This is a genomic window from Enterobacter sp. ku-bf2 (assembly GCF_001742765.1).
In the GTDB taxonomy this organism is placed as follows: Bacteria; Pseudomonadota; Gammaproteobacteria; order Enterobacterales; family Enterobacteriaceae; genus Enterobacter; species Enterobacter quasiroggenkampii.
Genome location: NZ_MDVW01000022.1, coordinates 75,343 through 97,851, shown reverse-complemented (window position 1 = coordinate 97,851; position 22,509 = coordinate 75,343). Strand labels below are relative to the sequence as shown.

Here is a 22,509-nt window from a genome sequence, read left to right as displayed (position 1 = left end):
ATGGATCTGTTGATTATTTTGACCTACGTGGCATTTGCCTGGGCCATCTTTAAAATATTCCGAATTCCGGTCAACCAGTGGACGCTTGCCACCGCAACATTAGGCGGCGTATTTATTGTTGCCGGACTTATTCTGTTAATGAACTATAACCACCCGTATACCTTTACGGCGCAAAAAGCGGTTATTTCTATTCCAATCACGCCGCAGGTGACCGGTGTGGTCAGCGAAGTGACCGATAAAAATAACCAGCTAATTAAAAAAGGCGAAGTGTTATTTAAACTGGATCCAGGCCGCTATCAGGCGCGCGTCGACAGACTTCAGGCTGACCTGGTGACCGCGACGCACAATATCGATAATCTGAAAGCGCAGCTGGCGGAAGCCGTTGCCAATACCACACGCGTCTCCGCTGAACGCGATCGCCTCTATAAAGATTATCAGCGCTACCTGAAAGGCAGCCAGGCGAAGGTGAATCCGTTCTCTGAAAGCGATATCGACAACGCGCGTCAGAACTATCTGGCACAGGATGCGCTGGTGAAAGGCTCCGTGGCTGAGCAGGTGCAGATTCAAAGCCAGTTAGACAGCATGGTGAACGGTGAACAGTCGCAGATTGCGTCGTTACGTGCCCAGCTTGCCGAAGCCAAATATAACCTGGACCAGACCGTGGTGCGTGCGCCGAGCAATGGTTATATCACTCAGGTACTGATTCGTCCGGGAACCTATGCCGCCGCGCTGCCTTTGCGTCCGGTAATGGTCTTCATTCCTGAACAGAAGCGTCAGATTGTGGCCCAGTTCCGCCAGAACTCTCTGCTGCGTCTGAAGCCGGGCGATGAAGCGGAAGTGGTGTTTAACGCGCTGCCGGGCCAGGTGTTCTCCGGGAAGCTCACCAGTATTCTGCCGGTGGTGCCGGGGGGAACCTATCAGGCGCAGGGCGCGCTGCAGTCGCTGACGGTGGTGCCGGGAACGGACGGCGTTCAGGCACTTATTGAGCTGGAACCCAACGCGGAAGTCGATGCCCTGCCGGACGGTATCTATGCCCAGGTGGCGGTCTATTCGGACCACTTCGCCCACGTCTCGGTTATGCGTAAAGTACTGCTGCGTATGACCAGCTGGATGCACTACCTCTACCTCGATCACTAATCCTTCCAGGGCAGGAATGCGACATGCAGACCTGCCCTTTTTTCATCGCTTGATCCATACTGACTTTTTTCCGGCATCAAGGATCAGGCAATGAAACTCATCGGCAGCTATACCAGTCCCTTCGTGCGAAAAATCTCGATTCTCCTGCTGGAGAAGGGGATTGAATTTGAATTCGTGAATGAACAGCCCTACAACGCGGAAAACGGCGTCGCGCAGTACAACCCGCTGGGGAAAGTCCCGGCGCTGGTCACGGACGAGGGCGAATACTGGTTTGATTCCCCGATTATTGCGGAGTATATCGAGCTGCTGGGCGTTGCCCCGGCAATGCTTCCAGCAGACCCAAAAGCGGCGCTGGCGGTGAAGCAGGTTGAAGCCCTGGCCGATGGCATTATGGATGCGGCGTTAACCTCCGTACGGGAACAGGCAAGGCCCGCCGCCCAGCAGTCGGAAACGGAACTGTTACGCCAGCGGGAAAAAATCAGCCGCAGCCTGGACAGATGCGAACAGCTAATCCGGGAGGGTAAGATCGACACCGACAGCCTGAACCTGGGGACCATCGCCATCGCCTGCGCGATTGGTTATCTCAACTTCCGCCGCGTCTCCCCGGGCTGGTGCGTCGACCGTCCGCTGCTGGTGAAGCTTGCAGACACGCTGTTTAGTCGCGAGAGCTTTGCCCGTACCGAACCGCCAAAGGCTTGACGCGGGTTATAACACTTCGCCGTCGGAGGCGGTACAATCCCCTCACATGTTAACTCCCTCTCCCGTCGGGAGGGGGGAAGATATTTACTCGCCAGGCGCTTTCATGACTACTCATCATTCGCTGTACAGCCAGATCCCCGCTACCGACCGTCTTCTTCGCGAACCCCGCATTCATGCTGTTGTTGAGCGTTTCGGCCATACCGCGACGGTGGAAATGTTACGCCTGCTTCAGGACGAAGCCCGCTGCGCGATTCAGGCAGAAAACGCCTTGCCCGACTGGTGTAGCGCGTGGGAGCAGGAAGTTGAACAGCGGCTGGATGAGAAGGCGCAAAGCGCGTTACGCCCGGTGATAAACCTGTCGGGTACCGTGCTGCATACCAACCTGGGGCGCGCGCAGCAGGCGGAAGAGGCCGTTGCCGCGGTTGTGCAGGCCATGCGAACGCCCGTGACGCTGGAGTACGATCTGGACGGTGCCGGGCGCGGGCACCGCGACCGCGCGCTGGCGGAGCTGCTGTGCCAGCTGACCGGCGCGGAAGATGCCTGCATTGTGAATAACAACGCCGCCGCGGTGCTGCTGATGCTGGCGGCCACCGCCAGTGGTAAAGAGGTAGTGGTGTCCCGCGGCGAGCTGGTGGAGATTGGCGGGGCGTTTCGTATTCCGGACGTGATGCGCCAGGCAGGCTGCACGTTGCATGAAGTGGGCACGACAAACCGTACCCATGCGAAAGACTATCGCGCGGCGGTGAATGAAAATACCGCCCTGTTGATGAAGGTTCACACCAGCAATTACCATATTGAAGGCTTCACCAAAACGGTTGAAGAGGCGGAGCTGGCGGCGATTGGGCGCGAACTGAATATACCGGTGATTGCCGATCTCGGCAGCGGCTCGCTGGTGGATCTGAGCCTGTACGGGCTGCCAAAAGAGCCGATGCCGCAAGAGATGATTGCGGCGGGCGTTAGCCTGGTCAGTTTTTCCGGCGACAAACTGTTGGGCGGGCCGCAGGCCGGGATTATCGTCGGCAAGCGCGAGCTGATTGCGCAGCTGCAGCAGCACCCGCTTAAGCGCGCCCTGCGCGCCGATAAAATGACGCTTGCCGCGCTGGAAGCGACGCTGCGGCTCTATCTCCACCCGGAAAAACTGGCTGACCGTCTGCCCACGCTGCGTCTGTTAAGCCGCGATGCCGCCTCGATTCGCGCCCAGGCCGAACTGCTGCTGCCGCGCGTCGCCGCGCACTACCCCGATTTTGACGTTCGCATTGAGCCCTGCCAGTCGCAGATTGGCAGCGGGTCGCTGCCGGTGGACAGGCTACCGAGTGAGGCGCTGACGTTCACACCGCGTGACGGGCGCGGCAGCCAGCTTGAGGCGCTGTCGTCGCGCTGGCGCGGTCTCTCGACGCCGGTTATCGGGCGGATTTACGACGGCCGAATGTGGCTGGATCTGCGCTGCCTTGAAGATGAAGAGCGATTTCTGGAGATGTTGTTGAAATGATTATTGCCACCGCCGGTCACGTCGACCACGGAAAAACCACGTTGCTGCAGGCCATTACCGGCGTAAACGCCGATCGCCTGCCGGAAGAGAAAAAGCGCGGCATGACCATCGATCTGGGCTATGCCTACTGGCCCCAGCCTGATGGTCGCGTGCTGGGCTTTATTGATGTGCCGGGGCATGAAAAGTTTCTGTCCAACATGCTGGCGGGCGTGGGTGGCATCGATCATGCCCTGCTGGTGGTGGCCTGCGATGACGGCGTGATGGCGCAAACCCGCGAGCACCTGGCGATCCTGCAGCTAACCGGCAACCCGCAGCTGACCGTGGCGCTGACCAAAGCCGATCGCGTGGATGATGCGCGCGTCAGCGAGGTGCGCGAAACGGTCCAGGCGACCCTGCGGGAGTATGGTTTTGCCGACGCATCGCTTTTTGTCACCGTGGCGACAGAAGGGCGTGGTATCGACGAACTTCGCCACCATTTGCAGCACCTTTCATCACGCGACCACGCCAGCCATCATCGTTTTCGTCTGGCGATCGACCGGGCGTTTACCGTAAAAGGTGCGGGGCTGGTCGTGACCGGCACCGCGCTGAGTGGTGAAGTCAGCGTGGGAGATACGCTCTGGCTGACGGGCGTGAATAAACCGATGCGCGTGCGCGGGCTGCATGCACAAAACCAGCCCGCTGACCGTGCCCACGCCGGGCAGCGTATCGCGCTGAACATTGCCGGGGATGCGGAAAAAGAGCAGCTTAATCGCGGAGACTGGCTGCTGGCCGATGCCCCGCCGGAACCGTCTGAACGCGTGATTGTCTCCCTGCAGACACACATGCCGCTGACCCAATGGCAGCCGCTGCATATTCACCACGCGGCAAGCCATATCACCGGGCGCGTGTCGCTACTGGAAAACGACCTTGCCGAGCTGGTATTCGATTCGCCGCTCTGGCTGGCAGATAACGATCGTCTGGTACTGCGTGACATTTCTGCAAGGGAAACGCTGGCGGGCGCGCGCGTGGTGGCGCTTAACCCACCCCGACGCGGCAAGCGTAAGCCGGAATATTTGCAGTGGCTTGCCGCGCTGGCAGACGCCAGAGAGGATAACGCCGCGCTGCGGGTGCACCTCGATCGCGGAGCGGTGAGCCTGCGTGATTTTGCATGGGCACGCCAGCTGAGCGGGGAAGGCTTACGGCAGCTGACCCAGGAGCCGGGCTTTATTCAGGCCGGCAACAGCCTGCTCAATGCCCCGGTTGCTGCGCACTGGCAGCGTAAGATACTGAACACGCTTGCGACTTACCATGAACAGCATCAGGACGAGCCTGGCCCGGGGCGCGAGCGTCTGCGACGCATGGCGCTGCCGATGGAAGACGATGCGCTGGTGCTGCTGCTGATCGAAAACATGCGTGAAAGCGGCGTGATTAAAAGCCACCACGGCTGGCTGCACCTGCCGGATCACAAGGCCGGGTTCACCACCGAGCAAGAGGCCATATGGCAAAAAGCGGCCCCGCTGTTTGGCGATGAGCCGTGGTGGGTTCGCGATCTGGCTCACGAAACCAACACCGATGAGCAGGTGATGCGCCAGGTATTGCGCCATGCGGCGCAGCAGGGGCTAATCGTCGCGATCGTGAAAGATCGTTACTACCGTAACGATCGCATTGTGGCGTTTGCCAACCTGATCCGCGAGCTGGATCAGGCGCGCGGTTCGACCTGCGCCGCGGATTTCCGCGATCGGCTGAACGTGGGGCGCAAGCTGGCGATCCAGATCCTGGAATACTTCAACCGCATCGGCTTTACCCGCCGTCGCGGTAACGATCATCTGTTACGCGATTCGTTATTATTTCCTGAAACTCCGTGACCTCCGTCGTAAACACCGTTACCGGCTGGCGAGAAAATCGCCGGCCGGAACTACCCTTGTTGTACACCAACAGCAAGGAGACGGACATGACAAACAATCCTCCCTCATCGCGTATCCAGCCCGGCGAGTATGGTTTTCCCCTCAAGCTGAAGCCCCGTTATGACAACTTTATTGGCGGCGACTGGGTCGCTCCCGTCGACGGCGAATACTATTCCAACCTGACCCCGGTTACCGGCCAGCCGCTGTGCGAGATTGCCAGCTCCGGTAAGCGTGATATCGACCTGGCGCTGGATGCGGCGCACAAAGCGAAAGAGAAATGGGCTCACACCTCCGTGCAGGATCGGGCGGCGATCCTGTTCAAAATCGCCGACCGGATGGAGCAGAATCTGGAGCTGCTGGCGACGGCGGAAACCTGGGATAACGGCAAGCCGATCCGGGAAACGATGGCGGCTGACGTGCCGCTGGCTATTGACCACTTCCGCTATTTTGCCTCCTGTATTCGCGCTCAGGAGGGCGGGATCAGCGAAGTTGACAGCGACACCGTGGCGTATCACTTCCACGAACCGCTGGGCGTCGTCGGGCAAATTATTCCGTGGAACTTCCCGCTGCTGATGGCGAGCTGGAAAATGGCGCCCGCGCTGGCGGCCGGAAACTGTATTGTGCTCAAACCGGCGCGTCTGACCCCGCTCTCGGTCCTGCTGCTGATGGAAATCGTTGGCGATCTCCTGCCGCCGGGCGTGATTAACGTAGTGAACGGCGCGGGCGGGGAGATAGGCGAATATCTGGCTACCTCAAAACGTATCGCCAAAGTGGCGTTTACCGGGTCGACGGAGGTGGGCCAGCAGATCATGCAGTACGCCACGCAGAACATTATCCCGGTGACTCTGGAACTGGGCGGGAAATCCCCGAACATCTTCTTCGCGGACGTGATGGAGGAAGAGGATGCCTTCTTCGATAAAGCCCTGGAAGGGTTTGCGCTGTTTGCGTTTAACCAGGGCGAAGTCTGTACCTGCCCAAGCCGCGCGCTGGTGCAGGAATCCATCTACGAGCGCTTTATGGAGCGGGCCATTCGCCGCGTCGAGTCTATCCGCAGCGGTAACCCGCTCGATAATGTTACACAGATGGGGGCGCAGGTCTCGCACGGACAGCTGGAAACGATCCTCAACTACATCGACATCGGCAAGAAAGAGGGGGCGGATATTCTCACCGGCGGGCGTCGTAAGGTGCTGGGAGGGGATCTGCAGGACGGCTATTACCTTGAGCCGACGATCCTCTTCGGCCAGAACAACATGCGCGTTTTCCAGGAGGAGATTTTCGGCCCGGTGCTGGCCGTGACCACCTTTAAAACGATAGAGGAGGCGCTGGAGATTGCCAACGACACGCCGTATGGCCTGGGCGCAGGCGTCTGGAGTCGCAACGGTAATCTGGCCTATAAAATGGGCCGCGGCATTCAAGCCGGGCGCGTCTGGACCAACTGCTACCACGCCTATCCGGCGCACGCGGCATTTGGCGGTTATAAGCAGTCGGGCATCGGACGTGAAACCCACAAAATGATGCTGGAGCATTACCAGCAGACCAAATGTCTGCTGGTCAGCTATTCCGATAAACCACTGGGGCTGTTCTAGTCGCCAAGCTCAGGCCGTCCGTGGGCGGCCTGAGCAATTTGCTGGCGCAGGCAGTTAAGGACGCCATCCAGAACGTATTGCACGCGCCAGGGCTGGTATTCGCGTTTGCGGAAGATGGCCGTCAGATCGAGCCACCACTCTTCCTGATGCGGGAAGCAGGGGACCAGCATGCCTTTCGTTAATTCTTTTTTCAGACTCTCTTTTGGTGCAAAAACAATCCCAAGATTATTTCTGGCCAGCTCCAGGGCCGTCTGCGTATTGTCGCAAATATAATTACCGGTCACCCGGTAGTCATGCACGTCATCGCTGCCGTGCACGCGGAAACGCCAGATGTTGGCATCATCGACCAGCATGGAGTCAATGAGAATACAGGAGTGATTAATTAAATCTTCAGGTCCGGTTAAGGGATGTTTATTTAAATATTCTACGGTTGCGAAGGCCGTAACGGAATATTTTGTCAGCACGCTGGCAACCAGACTTTCGTCTTTTGGCTGAGCATAGGTAATTAAAATGTCGCAGTCATCCGGAAAGGTAACGCCTTCAGAAAATTCATTCCGGTCCAGATTGTAGGTTTTCAGGGAGATACGGATGTCACCGATGTCTTCTATCTGATGGATCACGTGTCGCGCGAGGTAGGTCACGATACCTGTTGGGGCATAGATCGTCACTTTTCCGCGCTTTTCATGCTTATAATCAGCAATGAAATTAACAAGCTGACTGTTCTTATCCAGCGTGGCGTTCACGTAGGGGAGTAACGCTTCACCAAACTGGGTCAGGGCCAGCTGGCGCGTGGTGCGCTCAAAAACCTTGAGCCCAACCCGCGTTTCAAAATCAGACAGATATTTACTGACGTTGGCCTGCGCCATACCCAGCAGGGCGGCGGCATCACCAATGCTGTGGGTGGCGGCGATGACGGAGATAATTTTTAATTCGCGTGGTTTTAGCTGTAATGTACTCATCATGCACACCCATCTATATGATTTTATATATAATATTATATAAACCGCAGCGTTGCATTGGCAATTTTGTAACCATTATTATGCGCCTCGCTTGTTTGGCATTTAAATGGATTACATAGAATGACTATTAAATACAATTTACTCATCGCTGCCACGTTATTTGCATCAACGTCTGCCATGGCCGGGGAATTTTCACTTGGAGCGGGGGCTGTATTTAATGAGTCTCCATACAAAGGCTATAACGAAAATACGACTGCGGTACCGTTAATTAGCTACGAAGGCGATCGCTTTTACGTTCGCCAGACCACGGGCGGATGGATCCTGTGGAAAGATGCAAAAAATGAATTAAGCCTGACCGCAACGTGGATGCCGCTGCATTTCGACCCTGACGATAATGATGATCATCAGATGAAGCAGCTGGATGAGCGTAAAGCGTCCGCCTTCCTCGGCGGTGCGTACTACCGCCACGAGAGCTGGGGGTCGCTGAAAGTGGCGGTCTCTGGTGATGCCACGGATGAAAGCGGCGGCGTGATCGGCGAAGTATCATACTTCCGTCCAATCAAAATGGATCACCTGACCCTGACGCCTTCTGTGGGTGTGTTCTACAGCGACGAAAGCTATAACGACTACTACTACGGCGTATCCGGCAGCGAGTCTCGCCGCTCCGGACTGGATCAATACACTGCCGGTGACAGCTGGACGCCATACGTTGGTCTGGCGGCTAAATATCAGTTAACCCAGAAGCTGTATCTCAATGCCAGCGCGGTCTACACCGTGTTGCCTGACGACGTGAAGAATAGCCCGATGATCGACCGCGACGACAGCTTCGCGCTGATGACCGGCCTGACCTGGCGTTTCTGATGTGGTAAAGCCGGGTGGCGGCTTCGCCTTACCCGGCCTACGATCGTGCCTGTACTGCTGTTCCCTAAAGCCTCTATCAATGATCACTGCCCGTAATAGGCATTCGCTCCATGCTTGCGCAGATAATGCTTGTCGAGCAGTTCCTGCTGCATAACCGGAAGCTGTGGCGCGAGCTGGCGAGAGAACAGGCCCATATAGGCGCACTCTTCCAGCACCACGGCATTGTGAACCGCATCGGCAGCGTCTTTACCCCAGGCGAACGGACCGTGGGAGTGGACCAGCACCGCCGGGATCTGCATCGGGCTAAGATCGCGCTCCTCGAAGGTTTTGATGATCACTTCACCCGTCTGGTATTCGTATTCCCCAGCAATCTCTGCCGTGGTCATCAGGCGTGTGCAGGGGATGGTCCCGTAGAAATAGTCCGCGTGCGTGGTACCCCAGGCCGGTAAATCCAGCCCCGCCTGGGACCAGATAGTGGCGTGGCGCGAATGGGTATGCACGATGCCGCCAATCTCCGGGTAACGACGATACAGCGCAAGATGGGTAGGGGTGTCTGAAGAGGGCTTTTTATTCCCCTCAATAACCTGGCCCGTGGCGATATTCACCACCACCATATCCTCCGCCGTCATCACGTTGTATTCCACACCGGACGGTTTAATGACCATCATGCCGCTTTTGCGGTCCACTGCGCTGACGTTGCCCCAGGTAAACGTCACCAGCTGGTGGGCGGGCAACGCCAGGTTTGCTGCCAGTACCTCGGCTTTAAGTTCGTCTAGCATGTCATGCCTCCTTCCTGCATACGGGCTTCAATCCAGCGGCGCGCCTGGATAATCTCCAGCACCGGCTCTTTTGCTTTTTCGGTCCACATTTCAATCAGAAATGCGCCGCGATAGTTCAGTTGATGCAGCGTGTTAAACACGCCAACGAAATCGACGCAGCCCTCGCCAAACGGCACGTCGCGGAACTGCCCGGGGCTTTGTGCGGTGACGGGTTGGGTATCTTTCAGGTGAATAGCCGCAATGCGGTCAATGCCCAGCGTCAGCTCGGCGGTGACGTCGTTACCCCACGCGCTCAGGTTGCCAACGTCCGGATAAACGCTGAACCACGGTGAGGCGAGCATGTCGTCCCACTTTTTCCATTTGCTGATGGAGTTCATAAACGCGGTGTCCATGATCTCCACCGCCAGCATCACCTGTGCGGCGGCGGCCTGTTCTACGGCCCAGGCCAGCCCGTCGGCAAAGCGCTGTTGCGTCCCCTCGTCATGCGCTTCGTAATAGACGTCATACCCGGCAAGCTGGATGGTGCGAATGCCTAAATCACGCGCCAGCCTGATGGCTTTGCTCATGATCTCACGGGCGCGTTCGCGCACGGTCTCATTGCGGCTGCCAAACGGGAAACGACGGTGGGCAGACAAGCACATAGAAGGGATCGCCACGCCGGTTTCCAGCATCGCTTCCACCAGAGAGGCGCGCTGCGTGGTGCTCCAGTCGAGGCGTGATAATCGCTCGTCGGTTTCATCGACAGACATCTCGACAAAATCGAATCCGCAGCTTTTCGCCAGTACCAGCCGCTCGGGCCAGGAGAGATCTTTTGGCAGCGCTTTTTCGTAAATACCTAACGGATGCTGACGCATGGTTACGCTCCCCAGATGTCGCGAATGTGCGAATGGAATGCCTGTGCCACCTGCGGTGGATTGGCGGCACCTGCCAGCGCGCGTCCGGCAATAAAGGCTTTGACGTTGATTTGCTTAAACAGCGGCAGGTCGGCGGGGGTGATACCGCCGGTAACCGAAAGCTGCAAACCGATATCGGAGAGCGCTTTCATTTTTGCGAGATCCGCCTCACCCCACTGCTGGCCGCTCGCCTGTGCGTCACGTCCGCGGTGATAAATGGCCTGCTTCACGCCGATGCGATGCCATGCGCGAGCATCGTCCAGCGTCCAGTGACCAAAGAGCTCCATCTGGATTTCTCCCCCGCGGCGCAGGGCTACCTCGTGGCCGCGTTCGACGGTGGCCAGCGGGGCGGCGCAGATAATGGTCATCCAGTTTGCCCCCGCGCCAAATGCCTGCTCTGCCAGCGTTTCTCCGGCATCGGCCACTTTCCAGTCCGCAACGATGATTTTATCCGGGCACTGCTCGCGCAGGGCGCGCACGGCGTTTAGCCCTTCGGTCAGGCACAAAATGGTGCCCGCTTCGACGATATCAACGTGATCGGCAAGCGTTGCGACATCACGCTGCGCGGCCTGAAGAGAGGTATGGTCGAGCGCCAACTGCAGTAATGGTCGGCTCATAAGTTGTTCTCCTTAACTCGGGCGTGATAGCCCTGTAGTGCTGAAATCAGTAGCTGATAGCGCTGATACTTGCGCTGATAGGCCGCATGGGCGCGCATGTCAGGCTCAATGACACGAATGTCGTGTCGGAGGGCGCATTGCGCCGTATGGAAATCGGGATACACGCCGGTGCCGACCAGGGCGGCCAGCGCCGCGCCAGAACAGCCGGTCTCTTCTACCTGTGGCAGTTCAATCGCCAGCCCGCTGACGTCCGCAAGCATTTGCATCCACACGTCCGAATGGGTTGGGCCACCCGTCACGCGCAGGGCATGAACGTGGGTAAAGCGTTCAAGCATGCGGTTGAGGTGGGTCATGTGGCAGAACACCACGCCCTCATAAACCGCCTGCAGCAGGTGCGCGCGGGTGTGTAGCGCCTGCATCCCGTAGAAGCCGCTGGTCATCTCCAGCCCGGCGTTGCTGCCATAGAGGAACGGCAGAAAGTACACATCGCTTTCGGCTTTCGGCAGGCTGGCGACGGCGTGGTTGATCTCGCTGAACGACATGTCGCCCCACTGCGCGGTGAGCCACTCAAGATTGCCAGACGAGGTCGGGCTGGCTTCGTGAACGATGTACTGCTGCGGATGCACGTAGCGGCCATAAACGTAGGGGAAGGGTTCGTTGCTGCGAAGCGCACTGGCTATCCCGCTGGTGACGGCCCAGGTGCCCATCACGGCATTCAGCGTGTGCTCGTCCTGCAGTCCGGCGCAGAGCGCGGTGGAAACCACATCAAACAGTCCCCCCACGACGGGCGTGCCCGCCGCGAGACCGGTAAGGGCGGCTGCCTGAGCGGTGATTTCCCCGCAGATTTCTGCTGAACTGACAATCGGCGGCAGGGCGCCGTCAATCTCGCTGATCCCGAGCCAGCGCGTAAGCTGCGGGTCATACTGCCCGGTATTCATGTTGTAGAGATTGGACTCGGAGATGTTGCTCTCTTCACCGCCCTTCACGCCGGTCAGGCACCAGCGCAGATAGTCGTGCGCCATCATCACGCAGCCAATCTGCTGATAGCGCTGCGGCTCGTTCTCTTTGACCCAGCGCAGAAGCGAGGCCGGATGCCCGGTCCACAGCGTCTGGCGCGTATGCGGGTAGAGTTTTTCGGGAATGCCGTCCTGCTGCCAGCGCTGCACAATCTCCAGTGCCCGGCGATCGGAGGAGAGGATGGCATTGCCCAACGGTTGGTCCTGTTTATCGAGCAGAAAGAGCCCTTTACCCTGAGCAGAAATGCCGACCCCATTGATCTGGTTGCCGTTTACGCCTGCATTCTTGAGCAACGCGGCGATGGTTGCGTGGCAGTGCTGCCACAGCTGATGCATATCCCGCTCGGCGTAGCCCGCTCGCGGGCTGAGCGTGGCAACGGAGCGGCGTTCGATACTGACTTCTTTGCCCTGGCTGTTGTATAAACCGGCTTTCAGATAAGTACCGCCACAATCGATACCCAGCCAGAAGGTCTCTTTTTCACTCATCTTCATCTCGCTTAATTGCCGGGTGGCGCTGCGCTTACCCGGCCTACGGTTTGGTTTTCTCCCTCTCCCCGTGGGAGAGGGCTGGGGTGAGGGCATCAGGCCGCACGTTTATGGGGATTTACCGTGGGATTGGGCTCTGCCCCGGCATCGCATTTCGCCGGCAACAGCAGGGCCAGCAGCGACGCCAGCGCGAGTGAAACGGCCAGGCAGTAGACGCCCGCATCTTTGCTGTACAGGGTGATCAGCACGCCAACGGCATACGGGCCGCAGAAGCCACCGAGGTTGCCCAGGGCGTTGATCACGCCGCGCGCGCCGCCCGCCATCTCTGCGCTAAACAGTCTTGCCGGGATCGTCCAGAACACGCCGGCGGCGGATTGCAGGAAGAAACCGCAGCCCACCAGTGCGGCATAGGCCAGCCAGATGTTTGCTTTCAGGGCTACGGAGAGGAACATGCAGAGCGCGAAACCAATCAACGGCAGGGAGACAAACAGCTTGCGCTTGCCGGTGCGGTCAGAAAGCGAGGAGAACAGGAACATGCCCGCAATGGCGCCGATGTAGGGCAGGATGGCGAGCATCCCCACCTGACCAATGCTGGTGTGCGTCAGCTCCTTCAGAATGGTCGGCAGCCAGAGGGTGTAACCGTAAATCCCGGTCTGATAGAAGAAATTCAGGGCGATCAGCTGCCACATGGTTTTGTCAGACAGCACCGCGCTGAGCGAGGCATTTTTCACCTCTTTTCCGGCGATGGCTTGTTGTTCAGCCGCCAGCGTTTGTACCAGATAGTTTTTCTCGGCCGCTGAGATCCAGCGGGCTTCCTGCGGACGGTCGTAGACCGTGAATGCCCAGAGCACCAGCACAACAATGGACATCAGACCTTCAATGATGAACAGCCAGCGCCAGTCAAGCGCGGTGATAATCCAGCCCGACAGCGGGGCGGTGATTATCCCGGCGATGGGTACGAACATGATCACAATTGCGTTGGCGCGACCGCGTTCGGCATCCGGGAACCAGTTGCTGATCATGGTGAGCACAACGGGTAGCATCCCGCCTTCCGCCACGCCGAGTAAGAAGCGTAGCACCAGCAGCTGGTACTGATTCGTCACGAGACTCGTGAGCACCGAGATCACTGCCCAGGCGACCAGTGACCAGCCGATAAATTTCTTGCCGCTACCGTGCACCGCAATCTTGCCGCCGGGTACCTGCAGGAACAGATAGCCGATAAAGAATATGCCACCCGCGAGGCCTGCCATGGTGGCGGTAATACCTAATTCTTCGTCCATCCCTCCCGGCATTGCAAACGCGATATTCACGCGGTCCATATATGAAATAATACAGGCGATAAGAATAGGAGGAATGATTCTTAGCCAGCGCTGGCGCGGAATGTCCGCATGTAGAGCATGAGTAGAAATATTCATAGTTAATCTCTCAGTAGGTAACCGGAATAAACTTTTCTTATTGTTATTGCGTTGCTTTATTCATTGCGCTGATACCGTCGCGCAAAATGGCGATGCGATGGCTGACATCAGCATTAGCATTTATTTCCAGTAATTTAATACCGGAGAATTTCAACGTTGCGGCGCTCGCCGCAGTAAAGAGTGCTTTTGCACGTTCAGTGGACATCAGACTGTCGGCACAGAAGGAGGAAAATGGCGCGTGCAGATCCTGCCATTCACCGTATTCCCCACCGGGGGTGGTGCCTGAAAACATCAGCGCACCCAGTTTCCCGGCATTAAGCGCGGCCTGAACGTGGTCAAGGGGAAGGGTGGTGTTACGGCCTTCGATGGCCGACCGCGCCCAGTTGATGCAGACGCTGATATCCGTGTCTTTCACCACCTCCAGCACCTGCTCCAGGGGCAGGAAGCCCTTGCGCGGTGCCGGGCCGTTCATGGCATCGCAGTGTTCCAGCACCAGATCGCAGTCCCAGTCCCAGCCCGCGATTTCCCGAACCGAGCGGGAAAACGCTTCTGTAGCCTGTTCGACGGAAGCATTGCCCGCCTGCGGGGCGGCCTGCATTTCCAGAGCAATCACTTTGCCTGGATAATGGGCATTCACGGCGTTAATTTTCTGGTGCAGATGTCGGTAAAAGTCCACGCATGCTTTACGCTGCGCGTCGTCAGCCGAGGCCAGGCCAAATGCGCCGTTGCTGCCGCGGCGGCGCATGGTTTCCATTACTGCCGTGACCACGATTTGCCAGTCCCCCGGGGTATGGCGGAACAGCCATTCGTCACCAAGGGGATGAAGATTTTCAAGGCAAGGCTGTTCCAGCCCGCGAATATTCGGCGTGTCGGAAAGTTCCCGCCAGAAGGTTTGTTCTTCTTGTTCCCCTTTCTGGTGAAACGAGGGTGCGCAGGGGTACGCACCAATAATAAAACTGGTGTTGGTCATTTCGCGTTCCTGTATTTATACCCGTCATACTTCAAGTTGCATGTGCGTTGGCTGCGCTCGTTCACCCCAATCACTTACTTATGTAAGCTCCTGGAGATTCACTCTCTTGCCGCCTTCCTGCAACTCGAATTATTTAGGGTATATCAGAAAATTAATCTAATTCGCTGATTGCCACTTTCACCACAATTTTACGAATTGTGGTTTCCTTGTTTTTAATACAGGCAGGACGGTGCACATCCTGCGGAAAAAATATGGCATAGCTGCCGGGTGTCATTTCGATAAACGACTCATTTTCACTGTCGTGATAAAAAATAATATCGCGCTGTTCCAGCAATGATTCGCTTATTTCGTTATTACCGGTATCAATCGCGATACCGATTTTCTCTTCACCCCAGGCCAGGAACTGGATATCCAGATAGCGGCGATGCACTTCCGGGCGATTCTCGTGCAGATCCTTTGTTGTCAGATCCAGAACCTGGGCAAAAATGTTGCGACCTTCAATTTCTACTACGCCTGGCGCCAGGAGAGAGAAATCCGTCGTGCGCAGAAAATGAAGGGCTTTTTCAATTGCCCGCGGCAGGCGACACGGATTTGGCTGGGAAATATGTCCGAATATCATGGCCCACTCCTTACAGAGACTGGATTTTTGCCCACACGCTGTCGTCAACCGTGATGCCGTTGCAGCGGTTCTCTTCAAGCAAACGGGTAAATTCATGCCCCGGCAGGCGGATGGCGACATTCTCATCCGCGCGTTCGGCGGTGGTGATGAAGTCCATAATGCGCTGCAGTTTGGCATCGCGGGTTGGGCCATCGATCAGACGATCCACCTCAATGGCGATGAAGATCTGCGATACGCCGTACTCGTCGCTGTTGTCCTGGGTCACTTCCGCGACGGAAGATCCGTTTGAGAGCAGGGTGGCGATCATATCGAGGACGATGGATAAGCCGGACCCTTTCCAGTAGCCCATGGGCAGAATACGGCGGTTTTTCTCGATCACGCCCGGCTCTCTGGTGAGGTGACCTTCGTCGTCAAAGCCGCCATCTACCGGCAACGCGCGCCCGGCCAGGCGGTTCACCTCCAGCATGCCGTAGGAGAACATCGACATCGACATGTCGACCATGGTGATAGGGTTCGACGGAATGGCAACGATCAGCGGGTTCGTGCCGATGCAGCATTCTTTTGATCCCCACGCGGGCATCACGGCAATCGAGTTGGTCCAGCAAATGCCGATATAGCCCTTCTCCGCCGCCTGCCAGCCGTAGCTGCCGCCGCGCATCCAGTGGTTCGCGTTACGCAGTGCCACCAGACCAATACCGTGATCGGACGCCAGCTCGGTGGCGCGATCCATCATCTTCTTCGCCGTCAGGTTGCCAATGGAGCGCTGGGCATCCCACTGTTCGATGGCGCCTAATGTCATCATCCGTTTGGGCTGAGCGTCGGGGATGATATCGCCTGCATCAAGCTGCTGAATAAAGCGTGGGAAGCGGTTCACACCATGCGAATAGACGCCGGATTCCGTGGTGCGGGCAAACATCTCGGCGCAAGCGTCTGCGGTTTCCGCTTTTATGCCGCGATCGAGCAGAACCCGATTGAACGCCGCTTTCAACTCTTCGAAGGTCACTTTCATCCCTGTTCTCCTGTTCTTTTAAGGGCAAGTGTGAGTGCTTTTTTATCGCTAAATTCCACTATGCGAAATCTGATTTCAAATATAGCGATCAAATTTTGTCAGATCAACGACATTCATGTTTTTCAAAATCTATTAAAATCAACTGGTTGTGTTTTTTCTGTTGAGATCGTGAACTGACCCACACTTTGCGCTACCATCAGGTCGCGATGAAAAGGAGCCATGTAATGAGCATGAAAGAGAGCGAAATGACGCAAGAAAAAGAGAGGCCAGCAGGCAGCCAGAGCTTGTTTCGTGGCCTGATGCTGATTGAGATCCTCAGCAACTATCCGAACGGGTGTCCGCTTGCGCATTTATCGGAACTGGCGGGGCTGAACAAGAGCACCGTGCACCGCTTGCTGCAGGGGCTACAGTCGTGCGGGTACGTGACCCCGGCACCCGCCGCGGGAAGCTATCGCCTGACCACCAAATTTATCGCCGTCGGGCAAAAGGCGCTGTCGTCGCTGAATATCATTCACGTGGCCGCTCCGCACCTCGAAGCGCTGAACATCGCGACCGGCGAGACGGTGAACTTCTCCAGCCGGGAAGATGACCACGCAATCCTGATTTATAAGCTCGAACCGACAACCGGTATGCTGCGCACGCGCGCCTATATTGGCCAGCATATGCCGCTTTACTGTTCCGCGATGGGCAAGATCTACATGGCGTTTGGCCATCAGGATTACGTGGCGAGCTACTGGGAAAGCCACCAGGAACAGCTCCAACCTTTGACGCGCAACACCATCACTGAACTGAGCGCCATGTATGATGAACTGGCGGAAATTCGCGATCGCAGCATGGCGATGGACAAAGAAGAGAACGAGCTGGGCGTCTCCTGTATTGCCGTGCCGGTGTTTGATATTCACGGCCGCGTCCCGTATGCGATCTCTATCTCGCTATCGACGTCGCGCATGAAGCAGGTGGGCGAGAAGAACCTGCTCAAACCGCTGCGCGAAACGGCAGAGGCTATCTCAAAAGAGCTGGGTTTTAACGTACGCGAGGCGTAACAGATGAACCGATTTATCATGGCGGATGCGGAAAAATGCATCGGGTGCCGCACCTGTGAAGTGGCCTGTGCGGTCGCGCATCAGGACGATTTCACCGCGCAGGCTTTTACCTCCCGCCTTCGGGTAGTGAAAGGGGACGACTACACAACGGCGGTGGGGTGTCATCAGTGCGAGGACGCCCCCTGTGCCAACGTCTGCCCAACCCATGCCATCAGCCGTACGGCGGGCGCCTGGCTTGTTGAGCAGACGCGCTGTATTGGCTGCAAGAGCTGTATGGTCGCCTGTCCGTTTGGGGCGATGCAGGTACGGCTGGTGGGAAACAGGGCACAAGCGCTGAAATGTGATTTGTGCCGTCATCGCGAAGGCGGACCGGCCTGCGTGGAGGCCTGTCCAACCCACGCGCTGCGCTGCGTTGATCCTGTCAGTATTCGGGCTGAAAGGCTTACTGCATTTTATTGAAATTCCACGTAAATGTCAGACTGTAGCGCCAGTCTCTGTTGCGACTGTCTGTCGGAACATCCCCTACGGGTCTTGCCGCCTCAACCGTGACGCTATAGTGGCGGGTATCGCCTACCATCACGCCGGCCGCCACTGACCCGAGCCGCTGATGAGGCAAGCCGGAGGTGTTAAACCAGGTTTGCGCGGTATCGGCCAGGATGTAGGGCTGGATTGTGGCAAGCCAGGTACTCTCTTTTCGCATCTGGATATAGCGCAGTTCTACCTGCCCGCCATAGCCGTAATCACCGCTTGCTTCACTGTCCTGGTATCCACGGCCAAACCGCTGGGCACCGAAGCTAACGCGTTCGGGTTCTGGCAACGTGTTATTTGACCAGTCACCCTCCCAGGACGTTGAAAGCCGCCACTTGTCGGCAAACAGCCAGGCTGCGTCCAGATAGCTTTTCGTGAGCGTAAAATTCATATCGGGTCTGGGGGCCGAGACGATATCGGCACCCATCGCATCAATGCCCTGACGCACGTTGAGTCGGCCGCTGATGCTGGCGGTTGTGAACTGATGCGCACCATTAACGCCCACTTCCAGCGCCGGATAACGCGCGTGCTGGTTGACGGAGTCCAGACGATAGGTTTTGCCCTGCAGTCTGGCCTGAAGAGCATAATCATCCTGGCGGTCGGTGTAATCAAAACCGCCGGTCAGATTAATTTGTGATTTTTGCGTCAGCAGCAGGGGATAGCCAAACGTCACGCCACCGTTGTATTGCGTTGTTTTTTGCTTCGAATCGACGCTGATATTATTCGGCAAAGAGAGCAGGGGCGAAAAATCTCGCGGATCTTCGCGGTAATAGCTGCCTTTGAGCTGCATCGTCAGCCCTTCATCGTTTAAAAACTGCTGCCAGTTGAGCCCAACATAGTTTTTTCGCGTGTTGCTATCTAACGGCACAAGCGTGGCCACGCCAAGCTGATCGCCATAACTTGTCATGTTGCTGAGCGTGCCGTTCAGCATCATTAAATCTTGCCCTTTACGGGTATCGATCGTCGAGGCGATATTCCAGCTCCGCTCCTGATTACCGGTAATCTGCATCGCCGCCGCGCCATAAATATTGGTTGGCAACTGTGCGTTAGCCGTGACCGGAACGTTCGGGGTGCGCGTCATCAGTTGGCTGTAGCGATCGAACGTATCCTGAGACAGCGGTTTTTCCGCCATGATTTTTTCGGACAAACGTTTAAGACGTTCGGCGATGTGCGGGTTATTACTGGTGATGTCGCTGTGAGCGACATAGCCTTCAACCAGAACAATTTTAATATTCCCCTGCTGGAAATTATTATCGGGCAGCCACGCATAGGAGAGCGGAAAACCGTCAGCCTTATAGCGCGCCGTAATATCGTTTACCAGCCCGGTGAGCGTTTTTAGCGGCACGGTTTTTCCGGCGTAAGGCCTGAAGGGCTGAAGTAATTCCTGCAAGGGATAACGCGTGCCGCCAATAAACTGAATGTGATTAATGGTAATGGGCGTTTCAGGCGTCAGCGTTGACTGCGGTTTTTCTATTTTGACTTTCGGCTGCGGGACGGCCTCCGTCTGTTCGGGGGCAACGTTACGAGAAACTTGCGCCGGGTTATCAGGGTTAATAATAGAGGGCAGTGTATCGGCGCGGGCCATGCTCAGCACAACCAGCCCCGTCAGCGAAAAAAGGAAGTGGTGTTTCATCGCGCTATCCCTGTTCATCATTCCCGGTTAGGGGGAGTGTCGCTGTATAAAGCGCCCCTGAACCAGGGGCGCAGAATGACAATAAGCAGGTTACTGTTTTGGCGTCAGCAGACCGGTGGTTAACGTGTTGAGTCCGTTAATCGGGTTTGTCGTAGATGTGTTTTGGGTTGTGCCTGCATTGGCCGTTACACCCGCAGTCAGCGTATTGAGGGTGGTATTGACCGTTGTGCTCAGGCTATTGTTTGTGGCTGTCACATTGGCATCGGCCGTCAGAGATCCTGTGCCGCTGCCTCCGGTGGTTGATGTGGGTTTCACTAGCGTACCGCTATCCGTGACCGTCTGGCCTACATTTTGAACGACCTGACCGACACCGCTAAGCCCGCTATTGCTGCTGCTAATGTTGGTCCCCACGCCGCTGACGGTGCCACCCACCTGGGTCAGCAGACCGTTGACAGGTGTGCCGAGACCCGTTGTGGTGCCCACGCTTTGCGTCACGCCTTGTACCCCGCCCAGCGTCTTGTTAGCCAGGGCCGTGGTATCGGTTGTTACCTGAGTGACCGCTGGGCTGCTTACCGTGTTGGTGAGACCCGTGCCAGTGTTACTGACCAGTTGCCCGGTGCTGTTGACCACGCTGCCCGTCAGGCCGGTTACGCCGCTGACCGGTGTTCCGGAAGTGGAACTCGCCAGGCCCGTACCTACCGTTGAAACGGTATTGCCAAGGGAGGTGACCGACGTGGTCACTCCTTTAACCGTGGTACCCACACCGTTCGGGTTGTTTGGATCGCCAACGCCAGTCGTGACGCCTGTCCCCACGGTGGACACGGCACTGCCAACACCGCTGACGGTGGTTGAAACGGTTGATGTGACGGGATTATTTGTCGGAAGCTGGCTTCCAAGGCCATCCACCGTCGATCCGACGCTGGTTACGGTTTTACCGGCATCACCCAGTATCGTATTTACGCCTGCGGTAGTGGTTCCGCCACCGCCCGTATTGCCTGTTCCGGTTCCTCCGCTGCCATTGCCTCCTGAGCCTGAGCCTGAGCCCGATCCTGAACCAGAACCCGTTCCGCCACCAGCGCCTGTCCCGGTACCTGAACCCGTCCCGGTACCCGAGCCGTTGCTGCCCGAACCGCCATTGTTCGCGGTCGTGCCACTTCCATCACCTGAGCCGCTGCTGCTTCCCGTCGCAGGGTTATTTTTGGCCGTTGAGTGATGAGAGCCGCCACCGCTTCCACTGCAGGCAGAAAGAGAGAACGCGAGCAGTACCGCAACAGCGATAGCGCTGATGCGACTAACATTATTAGGTAGCATATGAATACTCCACGCAAAAGAACGCCGAGCGGCGTATTAGTGAGTATATGCCCTATTTTTAAATATGCATGAAAGTGACTCTGGAAGGTATTTCCCTGCGTTGCGGAGGGTTATTTCAAAATAACAATAAGTTAAGATCTTTAATCGATGCTTAATTATTGAGGGGAAAGTTAGTGAGCGTAAATTAAAGGAATATTCCTAAGGAAACTCAAGGGGGATGATAAATAAAACGCTACAGGATATATCCTTAATATAAGATTAAGATCACGGAAAAATAAGGCTCTTCATTTGAAGAGCCTTATTATTTAACAATTGCCTTCGCGCCAGGCTTTTTCGATCTCTTCGGCGAGAATTTTAACACCCGCTTCGATTTTTTCCGGATCGGGGACGTAGTTCATGCGCATGCACTGATGGGTATGCGGCCACGGCTTATCCAGACCTGGGAAGAAATAATCGCCCGGCACCATCAGTACGCCGCGCTTTTTCAGGCGCTGGTAAAGCAGTTCGGTGGTGATAGGTAAATCCTTAAACCACAGCCACAGGAAAATTGCCCCTTCCGGTTTGTGGATAAGACAACGTTCTTCCGGCAAGTAGCGACGAAGTGTCGCGATCGTCTCCTGAACGCGCTGGTAGTAGAAAGGCTTGATCACGTCATTCGACAGACGCAGCAGGTCCTTGCGTTTGATCATTTCGCACATCATCGCCGGGCCAATGCCGCCCGGAGAAAGGCTGATAATGCCGTTCATATTGGTGATGGCGGTGATGATTTTCTCATTAGCGATGATGATGCCGCAGCGGCTGCCTGGCAGACCCAGCTTAGAGAGGCTCATGCACAGGACAATGTTCGGGTTCCACAGCGGACGTGCTTCGCTGAAGATAATGCCCGGGAACGGTACACCGTAGGCGTTATCGATCACCAGCGGGATGCCGTGCTGATTTGCCAGCGCATCCAGCTTCATCAGTTCGTCATCAGTGATCACGTTGCCCGTTGGGTTAGTCGGGCGCGATACGCAGATTATGCCCGTCTCTTCGCCAATATGCAGGTGTTCGAAATCGACGTGATATTTGAACTGGCCTTCCGGCAGCAGCTCAATGTTCGGGCGCGCGGAGACGAACAGATCCTCTTCCAGGCCGGAATCAGCGTAGCCGATATACTCCGGTGCCAGCGGGAACAGCACTTTTTTGGTGGTGCCGTCGGCGCGACGTCCTGCGAACAGGTTAAACAAGTAGAAAAACGCGCTCTGGCTGCCGTTTGTCAGTGCAATATTCTGTGGTTCTATATCCCAGCCCAGCTCGTCACGCAGCATTTCGGCGAGGAGTGCCAGCAGTTCGGTTTTACCCTGCGGGCCGTCGTAATTGCAAAGCGCATCGGTTGCTTTGCCGCTTTCCAGCATCTGAGCGAGCAGGGTCTGGAAATAGGTATTCATCTCCGGGATTTGAGCCGGGTTTCCGCCGCCGAGCATGATTGCGCCCGGTGTGCGCAGCCCGTCGTTGAGGTCCTCCATCAGGCGAGTAATGCCTGAATGGCGGGTAAATTTGTCGCCGAAAAGTGAAAACGTCATAGCAGGTGATCTGT

At 56.7% G+C, this 22,509-nt stretch carries 20 protein-coding genes; 8 read left to right on the top strand and 12 right to left on the bottom strand.

Annotated elements, in window-relative coordinates; all coding sequences use genetic code 11:
• The 5 genes from BFG58_RS21005 (at nt 1) to aldB (ending at nt 6,794) form a co-directional block, all read left to right on the top strand.
• The gene (locus BFG58_RS21005; RefSeq protein WP_025758413.1) at nt 1-1,137 is read left to right on the top strand and encodes an HlyD family secretion protein; all 1,137 of its coding nucleotides are present in this window, start codon (nt 1-3) and stop codon (nt 1,135-1,137) included.
• A 90-nt stretch (nt 1,138-1,227) separates the two neighbouring features.
• The gene (locus BFG58_RS21000) at nt 1,228-1,836 is read left to right on the top strand and encodes a glutathione S-transferase (RefSeq protein WP_045907894.1); all 609 of its coding nucleotides are present in this window, start codon (nt 1,228-1,230) and stop codon (nt 1,834-1,836) included.
• A 103-nt stretch (nt 1,837-1,939) separates the two neighbouring features.
• The gene (selA, locus tag BFG58_RS20995) at nt 1,940-3,325 is read left to right on the top strand and encodes an L-seryl-tRNA(Sec) selenium transferase (RefSeq protein ID WP_069720503.1); all 1,386 of its coding nucleotides are present in this window, start codon (nt 1,940-1,942) and stop codon (nt 3,323-3,325) included.
• Nucleotides 3,322-5,169: a selenocysteine-specific translation elongation factor gene (gene selB / locus BFG58_RS20990; RefSeq protein WP_069720502.1), complete on the top strand. Its 1,848-nt coding sequence runs from the start codon at nt 3,322-3,324 to the stop codon at nt 5,167-5,169. The genes selA and selB overlap by 4 nt, the downstream gene beginning before the upstream one ends.
• An 86-nt stretch (nt 5,170-5,255) precedes the next feature.
• On the top strand, nt 5,256-6,794 hold the full coding sequence (gene aldB / locus BFG58_RS20985; RefSeq protein WP_048028094.1) for an aldehyde dehydrogenase AldB: 1,539 nt from the start codon (nt 5,256-5,258) through the stop codon (nt 6,792-6,794).
• Here aldB and BFG58_RS20980 read toward each other — a convergent pair.
• On the bottom strand, nt 6,791-7,756 hold the full coding sequence (locus BFG58_RS20980) for a LysR family transcriptional regulator (protein WP_063622816.1): 966 nt from the start codon (nt 7,754-7,756) through the stop codon (nt 6,791-6,793). The two genes, aldB and BFG58_RS20980, sit on opposite strands and share 4 nt — an antisense overlap.
• A 117-nt stretch (nt 7,757-7,873) precedes the next feature.
• On the opposite strand from BFG58_RS20980, the gene BFG58_RS20975 reads away from it, so the two are divergent.
• Complete coding sequence (locus tag BFG58_RS20975; protein WP_069720501.1) at nt 7,874-8,614, top strand: MipA/OmpV family protein; 741 nt, start codon at nt 7,874-7,876, stop codon at nt 8,612-8,614.
• An 83-nt stretch (nt 8,615-8,697) separates the two neighbouring features.
• On the opposite strand, the gene araD is transcribed toward BFG58_RS20975, so the two are convergent.
• The 8 genes from araD to yiaK form a co-directional block, all read right to left on the bottom strand.
• Nucleotides 8,698-9,393, bottom strand: coding sequence for an L-ribulose-5-phosphate 4-epimerase (gene araD / locus BFG58_RS20970; RefSeq protein ID WP_069720500.1), 696 nt, complete (start codon nt 9,391-9,393; stop codon nt 8,698-8,700).
• Nucleotides 9,387-10,247, bottom strand: coding sequence for an L-ribulose-5-phosphate 3-epimerase (locus BFG58_RS20965; RefSeq protein WP_069720499.1), 861 nt, complete (start codon nt 10,245-10,247; stop codon nt 9,387-9,389). Before BFG58_RS20965 ends, araD begins: the two co-directional genes overlap by 7 nt.
• A 2-nt stretch (nt 10,248-10,249) precedes the next feature.
• The gene (gene ulaD, locus BFG58_RS20960; protein ID WP_048226564.1) at nt 10,250-10,903 is read right to left on the bottom strand and encodes a 3-keto-L-gulonate-6-phosphate decarboxylase UlaD; all 654 of its coding nucleotides are present in this window, start codon (nt 10,901-10,903) and stop codon (nt 10,250-10,252) included.
• Nucleotides 10,900-12,405 (bottom strand): FGGY-family carbohydrate kinase, encoded by a 1,506-nt coding sequence (locus tag BFG58_RS20955; RefSeq protein ID WP_069720541.1) that lies wholly within the window; start codon nt 12,403-12,405, stop codon nt 10,900-10,902. The genes ulaD and BFG58_RS20955 overlap by 4 nt, the downstream gene beginning before the upstream one ends.
• 95 nt (nt 12,406-12,500) lie before the next feature.
• Nucleotides 12,501-13,820: an MFS transporter gene (locus tag BFG58_RS20950; protein ID WP_069720498.1), complete on the bottom strand. Its 1,320-nt coding sequence runs from the start codon at nt 13,818-13,820 to the stop codon at nt 12,501-12,503.
• Nucleotides 13,821-13,863: 43 nt separating this feature from the next.
• Nucleotides 13,864-14,790 (bottom strand): DUF4862 family protein, encoded by a 927-nt coding sequence (locus tag BFG58_RS20945; RefSeq protein ID WP_069720497.1) that lies wholly within the window; start codon nt 14,788-14,790, stop codon nt 13,864-13,866.
• Nucleotides 14,791-14,941: 151 nt separating this feature from the next.
• Complete coding sequence (locus BFG58_RS20940) at nt 14,942-15,409, bottom strand: YhcH/YjgK/YiaL family protein (RefSeq protein ID WP_049121966.1); 468 nt, start codon at nt 15,407-15,409, stop codon at nt 14,942-14,944.
• Between the two features lie 10 nt (nt 15,410-15,419).
• Nucleotides 15,420-16,418, bottom strand: a complete 999-nt coding sequence (gene yiaK, locus BFG58_RS20935; protein ID WP_069720496.1) for a 3-dehydro-L-gulonate 2-dehydrogenase — start codon at nt 16,416-16,418, stop codon at nt 15,420-15,422.
• A 224-nt stretch (nt 16,419-16,642) separates the two neighbouring features.
• Here yiaK and yiaJ point away from each other — a divergent pair, with 224 nt between their 5' ends.
• Both yiaJ and BFG58_RS20925 read left to right on the top strand, forming a co-directional pair.
• Nucleotides 16,643-17,461, top strand: coding sequence for an IclR family transcriptional regulator YiaJ (yiaJ, locus tag BFG58_RS20930; RefSeq protein WP_069720495.1), 819 nt, complete (start codon nt 16,643-16,645; stop codon nt 17,459-17,461).
• Between the two features lie 3 nt (nt 17,462-17,464).
• A complete protein-coding gene (locus BFG58_RS20925) occupies nt 17,465-17,920 on the top strand; it encodes a 4Fe-4S dicluster domain-containing protein (protein WP_069720494.1) in 456 nt (151 codons plus the stop codon).
• On the opposite strand, the gene BFG58_RS20920 is transcribed toward BFG58_RS20925, so the two are convergent.
• From BFG58_RS20920 to avtA, 3 genes are all read right to left on the bottom strand, one after another.
• Nucleotides 17,904-19,622, bottom strand: a complete 1,719-nt coding sequence (locus BFG58_RS20920; RefSeq protein ID WP_069720493.1) for a ShlB/FhaC/HecB family hemolysin secretion/activation protein — start codon at nt 19,620-19,622, stop codon at nt 17,904-17,906. The two genes, BFG58_RS20925 and BFG58_RS20920, sit on opposite strands and share 17 nt — an antisense overlap.
• 90 nt (nt 19,623-19,712) lie before the next feature.
• Nucleotides 19,713-20,933: a collagen-like triple helix repeat-containing protein gene (locus BFG58_RS20915; protein ID WP_254665211.1), complete on the bottom strand. Its 1,221-nt coding sequence runs from the start codon at nt 20,931-20,933 to the stop codon at nt 19,713-19,715.
• A 305-nt stretch (nt 20,934-21,238) separates the two neighbouring features.
• Nucleotides 21,239-22,495 (bottom strand): valine--pyruvate transaminase, encoded by a 1,257-nt coding sequence (gene avtA, locus BFG58_RS20905; RefSeq protein WP_069720491.1) that lies wholly within the window; start codon nt 22,493-22,495, stop codon nt 21,239-21,241.
• Nucleotides 22,496-22,509 lie beyond the last annotated feature (14 nt).